Source organism: Jannaschia sp. GRR-S6-38 (genome assembly GCF_029853695.1).
GTDB classification, from domain to species: Bacteria; Pseudomonadota; Alphaproteobacteria; order Rhodobacterales; family Rhodobacteraceae; genus Jannaschia; species Jannaschia ovalis.
Genome location: NZ_CP122537.1, coordinates 1,318,420 through 1,334,289 on the forward strand (window position 1 = coordinate 1,318,420; position 15,870 = coordinate 1,334,289).

14 protein-coding genes are annotated in these 15,870 nt (G+C 71.7%); 10 read left to right on the forward strand and 4 right to left on the reverse strand.

Annotated elements, in window-relative coordinates; all coding sequences use genetic code 11:
- Nucleotides 1-4 precede the first annotated feature (4 nt).
- From ureC to P8627_RS06900, 8 genes are all read left to right on the forward strand, one after another.
- Nucleotides 5-1,714 (forward strand): urease subunit alpha, encoded by a 1,710-nt coding sequence (gene ureC / locus P8627_RS06865; protein ID WP_279966989.1) that lies wholly within the window; start codon nucleotides 5-7, stop codon nucleotides 1,712-1,714.
- Nucleotides 1,711-2,208 carry an urease accessory protein UreE gene (locus P8627_RS06870; protein WP_279966991.1) on the forward strand — a complete coding sequence of 166 codons (498 nt, stop codon included), beginning with the start codon at nucleotides 1,711-1,713 and terminating at the stop codon, nucleotides 2,206-2,208. Before ureC ends, P8627_RS06870 begins: the two co-directional genes overlap by 4 nt.
- Nucleotides 2,198-2,839, forward strand: a complete 642-nt coding sequence (locus tag P8627_RS06875; RefSeq protein WP_279966992.1) for an urease accessory protein UreF — start codon at nucleotides 2,198-2,200, stop codon at nucleotides 2,837-2,839. Before P8627_RS06870 ends, P8627_RS06875 begins: the two co-directional genes overlap by 11 nt.
- Before the next feature lie 91 nt (nucleotides 2,840-2,930).
- A complete protein-coding gene (gene ureG / locus P8627_RS06880; protein WP_279966993.1) occupies nucleotides 2,931-3,542 on the forward strand; it encodes an urease accessory protein UreG in 612 nt (203 codons plus the stop codon).
- A gap of 71 nt (nucleotides 3,543-3,613) precedes the next feature.
- The gene (locus P8627_RS06885; protein ID WP_279966995.1) at nucleotides 3,614-4,087 is read left to right on the forward strand and encodes a PRC-barrel domain-containing protein; all 474 of its coding nucleotides are present in this window, start codon (nucleotides 3,614-3,616) and stop codon (nucleotides 4,085-4,087) included.
- A gap of 1 nt (nucleotide 4,088) precedes the next feature.
- Nucleotides 4,089-5,282 (forward strand): efflux RND transporter periplasmic adaptor subunit, encoded by a 1,194-nt coding sequence (locus P8627_RS06890; protein ID WP_279966997.1) that lies wholly within the window; start codon nucleotides 4,089-4,091, stop codon nucleotides 5,280-5,282.
- Nucleotides 5,279-8,413, forward strand: a complete 3,135-nt coding sequence (locus P8627_RS06895) for an efflux RND transporter permease subunit (protein ID WP_279966998.1) — start codon at nucleotides 5,279-5,281, stop codon at nucleotides 8,411-8,413. Before P8627_RS06890 ends, P8627_RS06895 begins: the two co-directional genes overlap by 4 nt.
- A 100-nt stretch (nucleotides 8,414-8,513) precedes the next feature.
- Nucleotides 8,514-9,338, forward strand: coding sequence for a bifunctional allantoicase/(S)-ureidoglycine aminohydrolase (locus tag P8627_RS06900; RefSeq protein WP_279967000.1), 825 nt, complete (start codon nucleotides 8,514-8,516; stop codon nucleotides 9,336-9,338).
- Nucleotides 9,339-9,588: 250 nt separating this feature from the next.
- Here the strand turns inward: P8627_RS06900 and P8627_RS06905 are convergent, their stop codons facing one another.
- From P8627_RS06905 to puuE, 3 genes are read right to left on the reverse strand one after another with little or no spacing between them, the layout of a single operon-like run.
- Nucleotides 9,589-11,043, reverse strand: a complete 1,455-nt coding sequence (locus tag P8627_RS06905; RefSeq protein ID WP_279967001.1) for a uracil-xanthine permease family protein — start codon at nucleotides 11,041-11,043, stop codon at nucleotides 9,589-9,591.
- 54 nt (nucleotides 11,044-11,097) lie between these two features.
- Nucleotides 11,098-11,586, reverse strand: coding sequence for an ureidoglycolate lyase (locus P8627_RS06910; RefSeq protein WP_279967002.1), 489 nt, complete (start codon nucleotides 11,584-11,586; stop codon nucleotides 11,098-11,100).
- Nucleotides 11,583-12,980 carry an allantoinase PuuE gene (gene puuE / locus P8627_RS06915; RefSeq protein WP_279967003.1) on the reverse strand — a complete coding sequence of 466 codons (1,398 nt, stop codon included), beginning with the start codon at nucleotides 12,978-12,980 and terminating at the stop codon, nucleotides 11,583-11,585. The genes P8627_RS06910 and puuE overlap by 4 nt, the downstream gene beginning before the upstream one ends.
- A 146-nt stretch (nucleotides 12,981-13,126) precedes the next feature.
- Between puuE and uraH the strand changes: the two genes are divergently transcribed.
- Nucleotides 13,127-13,480: a hydroxyisourate hydrolase gene (gene uraH / locus P8627_RS06920; RefSeq protein ID WP_279967004.1), complete on the forward strand. Its 354-nt coding sequence runs from the start codon at nucleotides 13,127-13,129 to the stop codon at nucleotides 13,478-13,480.
- A 97-nt stretch (nucleotides 13,481-13,577) separates the two neighbouring features.
- Here the strand turns inward: uraH and P8627_RS06925 are convergent, their stop codons facing one another.
- Nucleotides 13,578-14,483, reverse strand: coding sequence for a LysR family transcriptional regulator (locus P8627_RS06925; RefSeq protein ID WP_279967006.1), 906 nt, complete (start codon nucleotides 14,481-14,483; stop codon nucleotides 13,578-13,580).
- A 95-nt stretch (nucleotides 14,484-14,578) separates the two neighbouring features.
- Here P8627_RS06925 and P8627_RS06930 point away from each other — a divergent pair, with 95 nt between their 5' ends.
- A complete protein-coding gene (locus P8627_RS06930; protein WP_279967007.1) occupies nucleotides 14,579-15,835 on the forward strand; it encodes a urate hydroxylase PuuD in 1,257 nt (418 codons plus the stop codon).
- Nucleotides 15,836-15,870 lie beyond the last annotated feature (35 nt).

The following is a 15,870-nucleotide window of genomic DNA, read 5'->3' on the forward strand; positions in this document are numbered from 1 at the left end:
CGCCATGCCCGCACGCATCCCCCGCGCCGATTACGCCGCCATGTTCGGCCCCACCACGGGCGACCGGCTGCGGCTGGCCGATACCGAACTGGTCATCGAGGTCGAGCGCGACCTGACCACCTATGGCGAGGAGGTGAAGTTCGGCGGCGGCAAGGTGATCCGCGACGGCATGGGCCAGTCCCAACGCACCCGCGCCGAGGGCACCGCCGACACGGTCATCACCAACGCGCTGATCGTCGACTGGACCGGCATCGTGAAGGCCGATGTGGGCCTGCGCGACGGGCGCATCCTGAAGATCGGCAAGGCCGGCAACCCGGACACCCAGGACGGCGTCGACATCGTCATCGGCCCGGCGACCGAGATCATCGCCGGCGAAGGGCGCATCCTGACCGCGGGTGCCTTCGACAGCCACATTCACTTCATCTGCCCCCAACAAGTCGACGACGCGCTGCATTCCGGCGTGACCACCATGCTGGGCGGCGGCACCGGCCCGGCCCATGGCACGCTCGCCACCACCTGCACGCCCGGGCCTTGGCATATCGGGCGGATGCTGCAGGCGCTGGACGGGCTGCCGATGAATTTCGGCCTCTCGGGCAAGGGCAACGCGTCGCGCCCCGAGGCGCTGGTCGAGATGGTGAAGGCCGGCGCCTGCGCGCTCAAACTGCACGAGGACTGGGGCACCACCCCCGCCGCCATCGACTGCTGCCTCTCGGTGGCCGACGACATGGACGTGCAGGTGATGATCCACACCGACACGCTCAACGAATCCGGCTTCGTCGAGGACACGGTCGCCGCCATGAAGGGCCGCACCATCCACGCCTTCCACACCGAGGGCGCGGGCGGCGGGCACGCGCCCGACATCATCCGCATCTGCGGCCTGGACCACGTGCTGCCCTCTTCGACCAACCCCACCCGGCCCTTCACCGTGAACACGGTCGAAGAACATCTCGACATGCTCATGGTCTGCCACCATCTCGACAAGTCGATCCCCGAGGACATCGCCTTCGCCGAGAGCCGGATCCGGCGCGAGACCATCGCCGCCGAGGACATCCTGCACGACATGGGCGCCTTCTCGATCATCGCCTCGGACAGCCAGGCCATGGGCCGCGTGGGCGAGGTGCTGATCCGCACCTGGCAGACCGCCGACAAGATGAAGCGCCAGCGCGGCCGCCTGCCCGAGGAGACGGGCGCCAACGACAACATGCGGGTGCGCCGTTACATCGCGAAATACACGATCAATCCCGCCATCGCGCATGGCATGGCGCATGAGATCGGCTCGATCGAGCCGGGCAAGCGCGCCGATCTCTGCCTCTGGGACCCGGCCTTCTTCGGCGTGAAGCCCGAGATGGTGCTGCTCGGCGGCTCCATCGTGCTGGCGCAGATGGGCGACCCGAACGCCTCGATCCCGACGCCCCAGCCGGTGCATTCCCGTTCGATGTTTGCGGCGCTCGGCCGGGCCGTGGAACGCTCGGCCGTGATCTTCGTCTCCGAGGCCGCGCAGGCCGACGGGCTGGGCGCGTCGCTGGGCCTCGCCAAGGACACGCTCGCCGTGCGCGGCACCCGCGATATCGGCAAGCGCGACCTCAAGCTCAACGACGCCACGCCGCAGGTCGAGGTGAACCCCGAGACCTACGAGGTCCGCGCCGATGGCGAGCTCCTGACCTGCGAACCCGCCGAGGTGCTGCCCATGGCGCAGCGGTATTTCCTGTTTTGACGGGGGCCCTCGACCCGTCGCGCCCGGCGGCGCCCGTCGCCCGCACCCTCCTGCGCGCCGGCGACTGGACCGGTCCCGCCCGGAGCATCGCGCTCGACTACGAGGCGCGCTTCCTGCGCCGCAAGCGACTGGTCGCGGAAGACGGCACCGCCTTCGTTGTGGACTTGGCCCAGACCACGTCGCTCGAGGATGGCGACGCGCTGGAACTGGATGACGGCAGCCGCATCGCGATCCGCGCGGCACCCGAGCCGGTCCTGCGCGTCACCGGCCCCGACCTCGCGCGGCTGGCCTGGCATATCGGGAACCGCCACACGCCCTGCCAGATCGGCGCGGACCAGCTGGTGATCCGCCGCGACCCGGTCATCGCGCATATGCTGGACCATCTGGGCGCGACCCTGACCGAGGCCACGGCGCCCTTCACCCCCGAAGGCGGCGCCTATGGCCATGGCCGCACCCATGCCCATGCGCACGGCAACAGCGCCCATGCCCACTGACCCCCGCCTGCTGACGCTCGCGCAATGGCTCTCGCCCGCCTACCCGCTGGGATCCTTCGCCTTCTCGCACGGCCTAGAGGCCGCGGTGGCCGAGGGCTGGGTCGTGGCCGACACGCTCCAGGGCTGGCTCGACGACACGCTGCGCCACGGGGCCGGGCGGTCGGACGCGATCCTGCTGCGCCTCGCCCATGACGCCGAGGGCGCGGCCCTCGCCCGGCTCGACGTTGAGGCCCGGGCCTTCGCCGGCGGGGCCGAGCGGCTGGCCGAGAGCGCGCGGCAGGGCGCCGCCTTCGCGCGCACCACCGCCGCCATCTGGGGCTTCGACCTGCCCCCGATGCTGCTGCCCGTCGCCGTGGGCCGCGCCACCCGGCTGGCCGCGCTCGACCCCGACGACGCCTGCGCGCTCTCCCTGCAGGCCTTCGCCGCGAACCTCGTCGCCTGCGCCCAGCGCCTGCTGCCGCTGGGCCAGACCGAGGGCCAGCGCATCCTCGCCGCGCTCGCGCCCGTCGTCACCGAGATCGCCGGGGCCAGCCGCGACGCCACGCTCGACGACCTCGCCACCACCGCCTTCCTGTCGGAGATCGCCGCCATGCGCCACGAAATCCAGGCCCCGCGGCTCTTCCAGACATGATGACGGCCGCGTCCTCTGGCGGGAAAGACCTCGGGGGTCCAGGGGGCAGCGCCCCCGGCGCCCCGTCCGAAACACGCGAAAGGCCCGCCCCATGACGAACCCGAACGGTCCCCTGCGCGTCGGCATCGGCGGCCCGGTCGGCGCGGGCAAGACCACGCTGACCGCAAAGCTGGCGCAGGCCCTGAAGGACGAGCTGTCGCTCGCCGTTATCACCAACGACATTTACACGCAGGAGGATGCCGAGGCGCTGATGCGGATGCAGATCCTGCCCGCCGAACGCGTGATGGGGGTCGAGACCGGCGGCTGCCCGCACACCGCCATCCGCGAGGACGCCTCGATCAACCTCGCCGCCATCGCGGCGCTGCGCGACCGGCTCCCGGATCTCGACCTCGTGCTGATCGAGAGCGGGGGCGACAACCTCTCGGCCACCTTCTCGCCCGAGTTGGCCGACGTGACGATCTACGTGATCGACGTCGCCGCCGGCGAGGAGATCCCGCGCAAGGGCGGCCCGGCGATCACCCGCTCGGACCTGATGGTCATCAACAAGACCGATCTCGCGCCCCATGTCGGCGCCTCGCTCGACGTGATGCGGCACGACGCGGCGCGGATGCGCGGCGACCGCCCCTTCCTCTTCGCCAGCCTGCGCCGGGACGAGGGCGTGGCCGCCATCGTCGCCGCCCTGCGCGAGATCGGCGGGCTCTAGCGCCCCCGCGGTCGACAACCCGCGGCCCGCGCCTAGGTCTTCGGCGGACCCGCTCCGCGAAAGACCGCCCGATGACGCGCCTCCTCGTTCTGATCGCCGGCCTCGCCGCCGCGCCCGCCGCCGCGCAGGACGGCCTCGCCGCGGAGATCGCCGCAACCGACGGGAGCGGCGTGCCGCAGGTCGTCCCGCTTTCCGGCAACACGGCGGCCTCCCCGCCCCGCACCGACCCGCCCGCGCCGCGGATCGTGACCGTCTCGCCCCGGCCCGCCCGCGCGGTGCCCCGCAACGGCGAAGGCACCGATGATCGCGACGGCCCAGACGAGATCGCGCTCGCATCCCTGCTCGGCCTGCCGGTCGAGGACGCCGCCGGCACTCGGATCGGCACCCTGCAGGACATCATCGCCGACCCCGAGACCGGCAGGCTCGGCGCCGTCCTGATCGAGGGCGCGGGCGAGGACGGACCCCGGCGCGTGCCCTTCATGGCGCTGCATTTTTCGCCCCGCGAAGGCCGCGCGGTGCTGACCCGCGATGGCGGGGACGACTGACATGGCCAACAAGACCGACGACCGGGGCGGCAGCGCCTGGCTGTGGTTCCTGGCCGGGTTGGTGGTGCTGGGCCTCGGCGGCGCGGGCTACTGGTGGCTGTCGCGCCCCGCCCCCGCGCAGGAGACGCAGCCGCCCCCGCCTCCGCTGATCGAGGCCGCCACCGTCGAAGACGCGACGCGCTTCGCCGTGCGCCAGACCGCCTTCCTGCGACCCAAGGGCGAGGTGCCCGTCGCCCCCGAGATCACCGCCCGCATCACCGAGGTCGCGCCCGAATTCGACGCCGGCCGCCGCGTGGCCGAGGGGACGGTGCTGATCCGGCTCGATCCCACGCGGATCAAAGCCGAGCGCGCCGCCGCCCGGGCCCGCGTGGCCGAGGCCCGCGCCGCCGTCACCGAGGCCCGGATCGAAGCCGAGCGCCAGCGCGAGCTCGAGGAGCGCGGCGTCGTCGCCGAGGCGGTACTGCAGGCCACGCTGGTCGCGCTCGCCTCCGCCGAGGCCGCGCTCGAGACCGCGCGCGCCGATGCCGCGCTGGCCGCCGACAGGCTTCGCGACACCGAGATCCGCGCCCCGTTCGAGGCCCTCGTGGTCGCCGCCGATGCCGATCCCGGCGACCTCGCCCCCGCCGGGCAGCCGGTGGGCGTCCTGGCTCCTTGGGACGCGGCGGAGGCGGAGCTGGGGCTCGTGCCCAACGACCTGCCCCTCCTGCCCGAACTCGACGCGCTGCGCGGCGCGCTGGTGCGCGTGCTCTCCGACGGGCCGGCCGGCATCGGGGTCGAGCGGCCCATCGCCGAAGGCACCGTCACCGCCATCGGGCCGCAGATCCTCGACGGCACGCGCACCCTGCCGCTGATCGTGACGATCCCCGACCCCTTCGCCCCCGGCGCCGACGCGCCGCCCGGGGCGCGGCCTCTGAGGCTGGGCGAGCTTCTGACCCTCGAGATGCCGGTCGAGATCGAGGGCGCGGGCGCCGTGGCTCTGCCCGCCCGCGCGCTCAAGCCCGGCGGCATCGTCTGGCGCATCGCCGACGGCGCGCTAGAGGCGACCCGGCCCGAGCTTCTGCGCCGCGAGACCGTGGCCGAAGGCGAGCGCGTGATCCTGCGCGCCGGGCCCCTGCAACCCGGCGACCGCGTTCTCCTGAGCGAGCTTCCCGAGGCGGCGGAGGGGCAGGCGGTGCGCCTGCCCGACGGCGGATGACCGGCCTCATCCGCTGGTTCCTGACGAACGCCGTCGCCGCCAACCTGCTGATGGCCGCGCTGATCGCCAGCGGGCTGGCCGCCATGGCCACGCTGACCGTCCGCACCTTCCCCGAGATCGCCACCCAGGCCATCGCGGTCAACGTCGCCTATCCCGGCGCCACGCCCTCCGAGGTCGCCGACGCCATCCTCACCCCGATCGAGGAACGGCTGCAGGGGCTCGAAGGCGTTCGCAAGCTGTCCTCCACCGCCACGTCCAATATCGGCACCGTGACGGCCGAGTTGACGCGCGGCGCGGATCTAAGTGCCGTGAAGGACGATATCGAGACCGAAATCGCCCGCATCACCACCTTCCCCGCCGCCGCCGAGCAACCCCGCGTGACCGAGGTCGAGCCGAACGAACTCGCGGTGCAGATCGCGCTGCACGGGCCCGTCGACGACCTGGCGCTCAAGGCGCTGGCCGAGCGCGCCCGCGACGGGCTGACGGCGCTGCCCGATGTGAGCCAGGTCGACATCCTCGGCACCCGCACCGACATCGTCGAGATCGCGATCTCGCGCGACCGGCTGCGCCAGTACGGGCTGGGCCTGACTCAGCTCGGGGCGCTGATTTCCGCGCAGGTGCAGGACCTGTCCGGGGGCACCATCGACACCGGCACGCGCGACATCCAGCTGCGCACCGTGGGCGAGGCGCAGACCGCGGCCGAACTGCGCGCCAAGGTGCTCTTCACCGACCCGTCCGGCGCGCGGGTCCGGCTGGGCGACATCGCCACGATCACCGAAGGCCTGGCCGAGACCGATATCGTCGCCCGCGTGAACGGGCGGCCCGCGGCCTTCCTGTCGATCAACCGCGCGGGCGGCGAGCAGGTCCTGACCGTGGCCGACGCCGCCACCGTCTATCTCGAGGAGGAGCTGCGCCCGACCCTGCCCCCCGGCGTCACCGCCGAGATCTGGCGCGACGAGGCCGACAGCCTGCGCGGCCGCATCAGCCTTCTGGCCAAGAACGCCGCCATCGGCATTGCGCTTGTGCTGGGCCTGCTCACGCTGTTTCTGGACCTGCGCGTGGCCTTCTGGGTGGCGACCGGCGTCGCGGTGACCTTCGTCGGCGCCTTCGCCCTGATGCTGGCCTTCGGCACGACCATCAACCAGCTCTCGCTCTTCGGCTTCATCCTTGCGCTCGGGATCGTGGTCGACGACGCCATCGTCGTGGGCGAGCGCACCTTCGCCGAGCTCGAGGACGGCGAGGGCTCGCCCGAGGGCGCGGCCAAGCGCGCGGTGCTGCGCGTCTGGCGGCCGGTGCTCTTCTCGGTGACCACCTCGATCGCGGCCTTCGTGCCGCTGCTGTTCCTGCCCGGCTCGTCGGGCAGCTTCATCGCGCCGGTCGCGGCGGTGGTGATCTACCTTCTCGTCATCTCGATGGTGGAAAGCTTCCTGATCCTGCCGCGCCACCTGTCGCATATCCGCCTGACCGATCCGCGCCGCTACTCGCCACGCCGCGCGACCGAATGGCTGCGCCGCAAGGTCGATCGCGGGTTCTCCTGGTTCACCGCCCGCGTCGTGCGGCCCCTCGTGCGCGGCGCGGTCTTCCACCCGGTCTTCACCATCGCCTCCTGCCTCGCGGTCGCCGCGCTGGCGATCGGGCTGATCGCGGGCGGCACCGTGCGCTTCGTCTTCTTCCCGGCCATCGCCGGCAATTTCGTCACCGCCGAGCTGTCGATGCCCGAAGGCACCTCCGCCGCCGAGACCGCGCGCCGCGCCACCCAGTTCGTCGAGGCCGCCGAGGCCGCCGCCGCGGCCATCGGCGAGGACGGGCTGTTGCGCGGCACCTCGGTCCAGATCGGTTTCGCCACCCAGGGCGGGCCGGGCGGGGGCGGCGGCGTGGCCCCCGGCAGCGTCGCGACCATCGCCGCGCGGCTGAAGGACGGCGCCACGCGGCAGACGACGGCGCGCGACTTCCGCGACCGCTGGCGCGAGGCCGTGGGCGAGGTGCCCGGCGCGCGCGAGGTGGTCTTCTCCGCATCGACCGTCTCGATCGGGGCGCCGATCTCGCTCGAGGTGGCCGCCCGCGACGAGGCCCGCCGCGACGAGGCCGTCGCGCGCATCCGCAGCGCGCTTGCGGGACGCGACGGCGTGTTCGACCTGCGCGACGACCGCTTTTCGTCCTCGCGCGAGGTCGCCGTTTCGCTGAAGCCGGCCGCCCGCGCCTACGGCGTCAGCCAGGCCGATCTGGCGCGGGAGCTGCGCGCAGCGGTCTACGGCGCGGTGATCGACCAGTTCGCCCGCTCGCGCGAGGAGGTCGATATCCGACTGCGCCTGCCCGGCGAGCAGCGCGACTCGATCGCCGACCTCTCCGAGCTGCGCATCCCGACCGCGTCGGGCGGGCTGGTGCCGCTGTCGCTGCTGGCGGATCTCGAATTCCGCCCGGCCCCGACCGAGATCACCCGCGTCGACGGCCGCCGCATCGCCGTGATCGAGGCCGATACCGACCAATCCGTCACCACCGGCGGGGCCGAGACCGCCTGGGTGCTGCAGAACGTCGTCCCCGAGATCGAGCGCGACCTGCCCGGCGTCTCGGTCGCCACCGGCGGCGAGCAGGAGGAGGCGGGCCGCTTCGGCCCCGCGCTCGCCTTCAACTTCTCGCTCGCGCTCTTCGCGATCTACGCCACGCTATCGCTGGCCTTCGGCAGCTACCTGCGGCCGCTGATCGTGCTGGGGATCGTGCCCTTCGGCCTGGTCGGCGCGATCTTCGGCCATGCCGCGCTGGGCCTGAACCTGACGCTCCTGTCGATGTTCGGCGTGGTCGGGCTCGCCGGCGTGATCGTGAACGACGCGCTGCTGATCGTCGACTACATCATGGAGGCCGAGGACGACGGCCAAGACCCGATGGACGCCATCGCCGATGCCACGCTCGGGCGATTCCGCCCGGTGATCCTGACGACGCTGACCACCGTGCTGGGGATCACGCCGCTGATCCTCGAGACCTCGGTGCAGGCGCAGTTCCTGATCCCCACGGCCGTGTCGCTGGGCTTCGGCGTGGCCTTCGTCTCGGTGCTGCAGATGGTGCTGGTGCCGGCCTATGCCTCGCTCTACGCCCGTGCCCGCCGGCGCATCCGGGGCGAGGCGCAGCCGGCCTGACGGCCATTCTCGCGCATAGCCGTCAAATCCTTCAGCGTTTTCGCGCCTAGCCGGGGAAATCCCGCCGCGCGATGCTGCCGCGAACCGCCGAGGACGCCCCATGCCCGATTATTTCGCCCCAAGCGGCGGCCACCCGCCCCAGACCGACCTGCTGACCGGCCGCGCGGTCTTCACCGAGGCCTATGCCGTGATCCCGCAGGGCACGATGCGCGACATCACCACCTCGGCCTTGCCGCATTGGGACGCCACCCGCCTTTGGGTGATCGCCCGGCCGATGACCGGCTTCGCCGAGACCTTCAGCCATTACGTGATGGAGGTGCAGCCCGGCGGCGGCTCGGACGCGACCGAACCCGACGCCGGGGCCCAAGGCGCGCTCTTCGTCACCGAGGGCCGGGTCGCGCTGACCATCGACGGCGCCGCGCATGCGCTGGAACCCGGTGGCTACGCCTATGTCCCGCCTGGCGCCGCCTGGACCCTGCGCGCGGAGGGCGACGCGCCCGCCCGCTTCCACTGGATCCGCAAGGCGTGGGAGGCCGCGCCTGGGCTCGACCCGCCCGACCCCATCATCACCTCCGACGCGGCGACCCCGCCCATGCCCATGCCGGGCACCGAGGGGCGCTGGGCCACCACGCGTTTCGCCGATCCCGCCGACCTGCGTCACGACATGCATGTCACCATCGTCACCCTGCAGCCCGGCGCGGTCATCCCCTTCCTGGAGACGCACGTGATGGAGCACGGGCTCTACGTGCTGGAGGGCAAGGCGGTCTACCGACTCAACCGCGACTGGGTCGAGGTCGAAGCCGGCGACTACATGTGGCTGCGCGCCTTCTGCCCGCAGGCCTGCTACGCCGGCGGGCCGGGCCCGTTCCGCTACCTGCTCTACAAGGACGTCAACCGCCACGCGCCGCTGAACCTGCGGCGCTAGGGTCCGGGCCAGCGCCGGTCCGGGGATCGGCGCAAAAACGACGAAGCAGTACGCTTTATGGCGGCAACATCCGAATAACCCAGCCGCTGCGCGCCACGGCAGTCAGAGCGCCGGTCCGCGGGTCCGGACCGGCGCTGGCACGGCGGGCCTGACGGCCCTCGACTCCGTGCCGCCCCTGAGGGTGACCCCCACCTCGGAAGCAAGAAGGGGCGACCCGCAGGCCGCCCCTCCCCTCCCCGCATCCGCGCCTTCAGTGGCGCGGCGTCTCCAGCGGCACGCCCTCGGGCGACTTGCCCCAGCTCTCCTTGCCCGACAGGCCGCCCGCGACCGGGTCGGTCGCCTCCTCGGCCAGGTCTTCGGGCAGAACCAGGTTCAGCACGATCGCGATGAAGGCCGCGGGCAGCAGGCCCGAGACCATCAGCACCCGCGCCGAGTCGGGCAGGTACTGCACCGCGTCGGGCTCGAGCTGCAGGCCCAGCCCGACCGACAGCGCCACCGCGAAGATCACCATGTTGCGGCGGTTCCAGTTCACGTCCGACAGCATCGAGATGCCCGCCGCGACCACCATGCCGAACATCACGATCACGCCGCCGCCCAGCACCTCGATGGGCACGGTGCGGATCACCCCGCCCACCTTCGGGACCAGCCCGCAGAGGATCAGGAAGACCGCGCCGCAGGTGACGACATGGCGGCTCATCACGCCGGTCATGGCGATCAGGCCCACATTCTGGCTGAAGGAGGTGTTGGGCAGCCCGCCGAACACGCCCGCCAGCGCCGTGCCCAGGCCGTCGGCATAGGTCGCGCCCTGGATCTCGCGGTCGGTGGCCTCGCGCCCCGCGCCACCCTTGGCGATGCCCGACACGTCGCCCACCGTCTCGATGGCCGAGACGAAGGCCATCAGGCAGAAACCCAGCACCGCCGCGACCGAGAACTCGAACCCGTATTTGAACGGCTGCGGCAGCGCGAAGGCGGCCGAGCGTTCCCAGGAGCCGGTGATCGCGTCGAGGGGCAGCATCCCCACCGCGATCGCGTAGACATAACCCGCGATCAGCCCGATCAGCACCGCCGAGACGGCCAGCATCCCGCGCGTGAAGAACTTCAGCGCCAGCGTCACCACGATCACCACCAGCGCCGCCGACCAGTTCAGGAGCGAGCCGTATTCCGGCGTCCCGATCGCCGGGACCCCGCCCGCCGCGTATTGGATGCCGACCCGCACCAGCGCCAGGCCGATCATCGTCACCACGAGGCCTGTGACCAGCGGCGGCAGGGCGAAACGGATCTTCCCGATGAAGAGACCGATCGCGGCATGGAACAGGCCGCCGATCAGCACCCCGCCGAAGAGCGCCGCCAGCGCGTCGACGCCCCGGCCCGCCACCAGCGGGATCATGATCGGCAGAAAGGCGAAGCTCGTGCCCTGCACGATGGGAAGCGCCGCGCCGACCGGCCCGATCGTGATCGTCTGCAGCAGCGTGGCGACGCCCGCGAAGAGCATCGACATCTGGATGAGATACAGAAGCTCGGGGAAATCGGGCGAGTTCGAGCCGAAGCCGAAGCCCGCCGCGCCCGCCACGATGATCGCGGGCGTGACGTTCGAGACGAACATCGCCAGCACATGCTGGATGCCCAGCGGGATCGCCTTGTGAAGCGGCGGGGTGTAGTTCGGATCGCGCAGCTGCGCCGGCGTTCCGATGGATGTGTCTGCCATGGTTTGTCCCTCTGTCTGACCTCGTCCCGGGCCCGCCCTCCCCGGCGGGCGCGTTCACGCGTCCGTCACCTCCCAGGGAGGGTCGAGCCGGTATTCCTCGAGATTCGCCCCCGACCCGATCCGGTCGATCACGGCGAACAGGCCGGGCGCGTGCAGCGGGGTCAGCACCCCGTGCCAGGTGCCCCGGTGGAAGTTGATCGCCTGTCCCGGCGCGGCGCGGAAAGCGCGCGGATCGCCCGGTACGCCGCCCGCGTCGGGCGCGACGATCACCAGCCATTCCGCGCTGTGCATCGGCACGAAAGCCTGGCTGCCCTCGGGATGCCGCTCCAGCAGGTCCAGCCGGTAGGGCAGGCTGCGCGGCGCGGCGTCGAAGATCGACAGTCCCGCGCGCCCGTCCCCGAAATCGAGCCGCGCGCGGTTGTGGTAGCGCCCGCAGAGCCCCGCGTTGATGATCCGGTCCGGCGCACCCGCCGCTTCCAGCACGTCGCCGAAGGGGGCGAAGCCCTCCGCCGTCAGCGGCTGGACGGGCACGCGACGCGTCACGGCAGCATCTCCGCCAGCCGGAGCCGCGCGATGCGCTCGACCTGGCGGCAGGCCTCGGCGAACTCGGTCTCGGTGTCCTGCGCCAGCCGCCGCTCCATCGCCGCCATGATCCCCGCCTTGTCGTGGTCGCGCACGGCGATGATGAAGGGAAAGCCGTGCCGCGCGACGTAATCGGCGTTCAGGCGCTCGAAGGCCGCCCGCTCCGCATCGGTCAGATGGTCGAGCCCGGCGCTCGCCTGCTCGGCGCTGCTCTCGGCCGTCAGCCGTCCCGCCGCGGCCAGCTTGCCGGCGAGGTCGGGATGCGCCGTCAGCACACCCAGCCGTTCGTCGCGGCCCGCCGTGCGGAACACCCGCGCCAGCGCGTTGTGCAGCCCGGCCGCGCTGTCATGCGCGGGCCCCAGCTCCAGCGCGTGGGCCCGCTCCGCGATCCAGGGCGAATGCTCGAACACCCCGCCGAACCGCGCGACGAAATCCGCGCGGTCCATGGCGCTAGGACGCGCGCGCCGGACGGGAGGATGGGTCGCAGCCCAATGATCCGCGATCGCCGCGCGCGTGGCGAACCACACGCCCTCATGCCCGCGCACGTGGTCGAGGAACCGCCGCAGCGCCTCCGCGCGGCCCGGCCGCCCCGCCAGCCGGCAATGAAGGCCGACCGACATCATCCGCCCGCCCTCGCGCCAGAGACAGTCGAAGCTGTCGCGCAGATAGGTCTCCCAGGAGGCGCCGTCCGGATGGCCCGCCTGGATCGCGAAGCGCATATCGTTGGCGTCCAGCGTGTAGGGCACGACCAGCTGGTCGCGCGCGCCGACTTCCAGCCAATAGGGCAGCTCGTCCGCATAGCTGTCGGCGAGATAGGCGAAGCGCCCCGTCTCGGCGGCCAGCCGCAGCGTGTTCAGGCTCGACCGGCCGCAATAGAAGCCCCGCGGCGGCGCGCCCGTCACCTCCGCGTGCAGCCGGATCGCTTCGGCGATGGCCGCGCGCTCCTCGGCCTCCGGCATGTCCTTGTGCTCGATCCATTTCAGACCGTGGCTCGCGATCTCCCAGCCCGCCTCCCGCATCGCCTCGACCTGCGCGGGGCCGCGCGCCAGCGCCGAGGCCACGCCGTAGACCGTGACCGGCAGGTCCGACAGCATCCGGTGCAGCCGCCAGAACCCGGCCCGCGCGCCGTATTCGTAAAGCGACTCCATGTTGGCATGCCGCATCCCGGGCCAGGGCTGCGCGCCGGTGATCTCGGACAGGAACGCCTCCGAGGCCGGGTCGCCATGCAGGACGTTGTTCTCGCCCCCCTCCTCGTAGTTCAGCACGATCTGGACGGCGATGCGCGCGCCGCCGGGCCATTTCGGATCCGGGGGGACGGGGCCGTGGCCATGCATGTCGCGGGGATAGCGGTCCATTCGGGTCCTCTCGGGGTTGCACCACCATAGGGCGTCGGCGTCGCGCCGGCTTTCAAGAACGATTTGAAGCTCTGTCGGCATTTTTCGGCTTCCCGGCGAAGCCCCCGCCGCGCATCCTGATCCCCCGTACCGCCGGAGGACGCCGCATGGCCGGATATTTGACCACCCATGTCCTCGACACCGCGCGGGGCTGCCCCGCCGCGGGGCTCGCGATCGACCTCTACCGGATCGCGGGCGAGACCCGCACCCATCTGCGCCGCCTCGAGACCAATGCCGACGGCCGCACCGACGGCCCGATCCTGCCCGAGGCCGAATTCGCGACCGGCACCTACGAGCTGGTCTTCCACGCGGGAGCCTATCTCGACGCATCGGGCACCCCGCCCGAGAGCCCGCGCTTCCTCGACACGGTGCCGATCCGCTTCGGCATGTCCGAGCCCGCGCATTACCACGTGCCGCTCCTGCTCAGCCCGTTCGGCTATTCGACCTATCGGGGGAGTTGAGGGGCAACGTCCCGTCCGCCCTCATCTTGCGCGAAACAGCATCGGCCGAAGGCCGAGGCCGCGCATCGCCGGGCCGCCCGCCGGTGCGCGCGACGCCTCAGCCGCCCACCACCGCCGCGATCCGCGCGCTGGCGAAATCCATGAACAGCCGCGCCTTCGGGTCCTGGTGGCGCCGATGCGTGTAGAGACAGCCCATCTGGATCGGCTGCGGCGGCGTCTCCGCGCAGACCGCGACCAGCGCGCCCGAGGCAAGGTGATCGGCCACCTCGAAGACCGGCTTCAGCGCGATCCCCGCCCCGTCCAGCGCCCAGCGGGTCAGCACGTCGCCATCGTCGCTCTCGAACCGGCCGCGCACGTCGAAGCGGCGCGGGCCCTCGGGCGTCACCAGCGTCCACTGGAACTCGGTCGCGCCGGGAAAGCGCAGGTTCAGGCAATTGTGCTGCCCGCGCTCGATCTCGGCCCCGCTGCGCGGATGGCCGCGCGCCGCCAGGTAGGCCGGGCTCGCGCAGAGCACGCGCGGGCAATCGGCGATCTTGCGGATCTTGAGCGAGCTGTCCGCGGGCTGGCCCAGGAAGAAGGCGATATCCAGCCCCTCCGCCGTCAGGTCCAGCACCCGGTCGCTCAGCCGCAGCCGGATGTCGACCAGCGGGTACTGGGCGGCGAAATCGGGCACATGCGGCGCGATCAGGCGGCGGCCCAGCCCCAGCGGCGCCGCGACATGCAGCCGCCCGCGCGGGTTCTCGGTCACGTTGCCGATCTCGGCCTCGGCGGTCTCGACCGCCTCCAGCACGGCGCAGGCGCCGCCGTAGAAGATGCGCCCCTGCTCGGTCGGGCTCAGCCGCCGCGTGGTGCGCTGGAACAGCCGGACGCCCAGATGGCCCTCGAGCTGCGAGATGCGGGCCGAGGCGACGGCGGGCGAGATCCGCTGGTCGCGCGCCGCCGCGGACATGTTGCCGAGATCGTAGACGCGGACGAAGGTGCGGATATTGTCGAGATAGCTCATCTTCAGCTTTTCTTTGAAACGCCTTGGCGCACTTGCAGCATGGCGAAGAAAGTCCGGCGGCGCTAGCCACGGGCGACCGGACGAAGGGACGACGCATGTACGACCTGGCCATCATGTGGGACTGGCTCGCCTTCGCGGTGCGCTGGCTGCATATCATCACCGCCATCGCCTGGATCGGGGCGAGCTTCTATTTCATCGCGCTCGACCTCTCCCTGCGCAAATCGCCCGACCTGCCCAAAGGCGCCTATGGCGAAGAATGGGAGGTGCATGGCGGCGGCTTCTACCACACCACCAAGTACACCGTGGCCCCCGACCGCCTGCCCGAGCACCTGACCTGGCACAAATGGCAGAGCTACTGGACCTGGCTCTCGGGCGCGGCGCTCCTGATGGTGGTCTACTGGGCAGGGGCCGAGCTCTTCCTGATCGACCCCGACAAGGCCGACCTCGCCACCTGGCAGGCCATCGCGCTCTCGGCGGGCTTCATCGCGGTGGGCTGGATCGGCTACGACCTGCTCTGCAAATCGCCGCTGCGCACGCGGCCGACGCTGGTGATGCTCATGCTCTTCGCGGGCATCGTCGCGGTGTCCTGGGCGCTCGACCAAGTCTTCACCGGCCGCGCCGCCCTTCTGCACCTGGGCGCGATGACGGCGACGATCATGACGGCCAACGTCTTCTTCATCATCATGCCGAACCAGCGCATCGTGGTGGGCGACCTCAAGGCGGGGCGGGTGCCGGACGCGAAATACGGCCATATCGCCAAGCTGCGCTCGACGCACAACAACTACCTGACCCTGCCCGTCATCTTTCTGATGCTGTCAAACCACTACCCGCTGGCCTTCGGCACCGAATACGCCTGGATCATCGCCGCGCTGGTCTTCCTGATGGGGGTCACGATCCGGCACTATTTCAACACGATGCACTCCACCGGCGAGGGTCCCGCCTGGACCTGGGGCGCAACGGCGGTGATCTTCGTGCTGATCGCCTGGCTTTCCACCGCGTCCGGCTGGGACGGCGATTACGACGCGCTGGAGGCCGCGCCGCTGACCGATTACGAGCTCCGCTTCGCCTCGGCCGAGGGGTTCGAGGCGGCCGAGAGCATCGTGCTCGGCCGCTGCTCGATGTGCCACGCGCGCGAGCCGGTCTGGGAGGGGATGCACTGGGCGCCCAAGGGCGTGCATCTCGAAACCCGCGCCGATATCGCGGGCCAGGCGCGGCAGATCTACCTGCAATCGGCCGTCAGCCACGCCATGCCGCCCGCCAACCTGACCGGCATCACCCTGGAGGAGCGCGCCGCCCTGCGCGACTGGTTCCGCGGCGCGGGCGGGATGGGGATCGCGGGGCTCGGCGGCTGAGGGCGCGCGCCGCGGCCGGTTAGAACGCCGAGCGA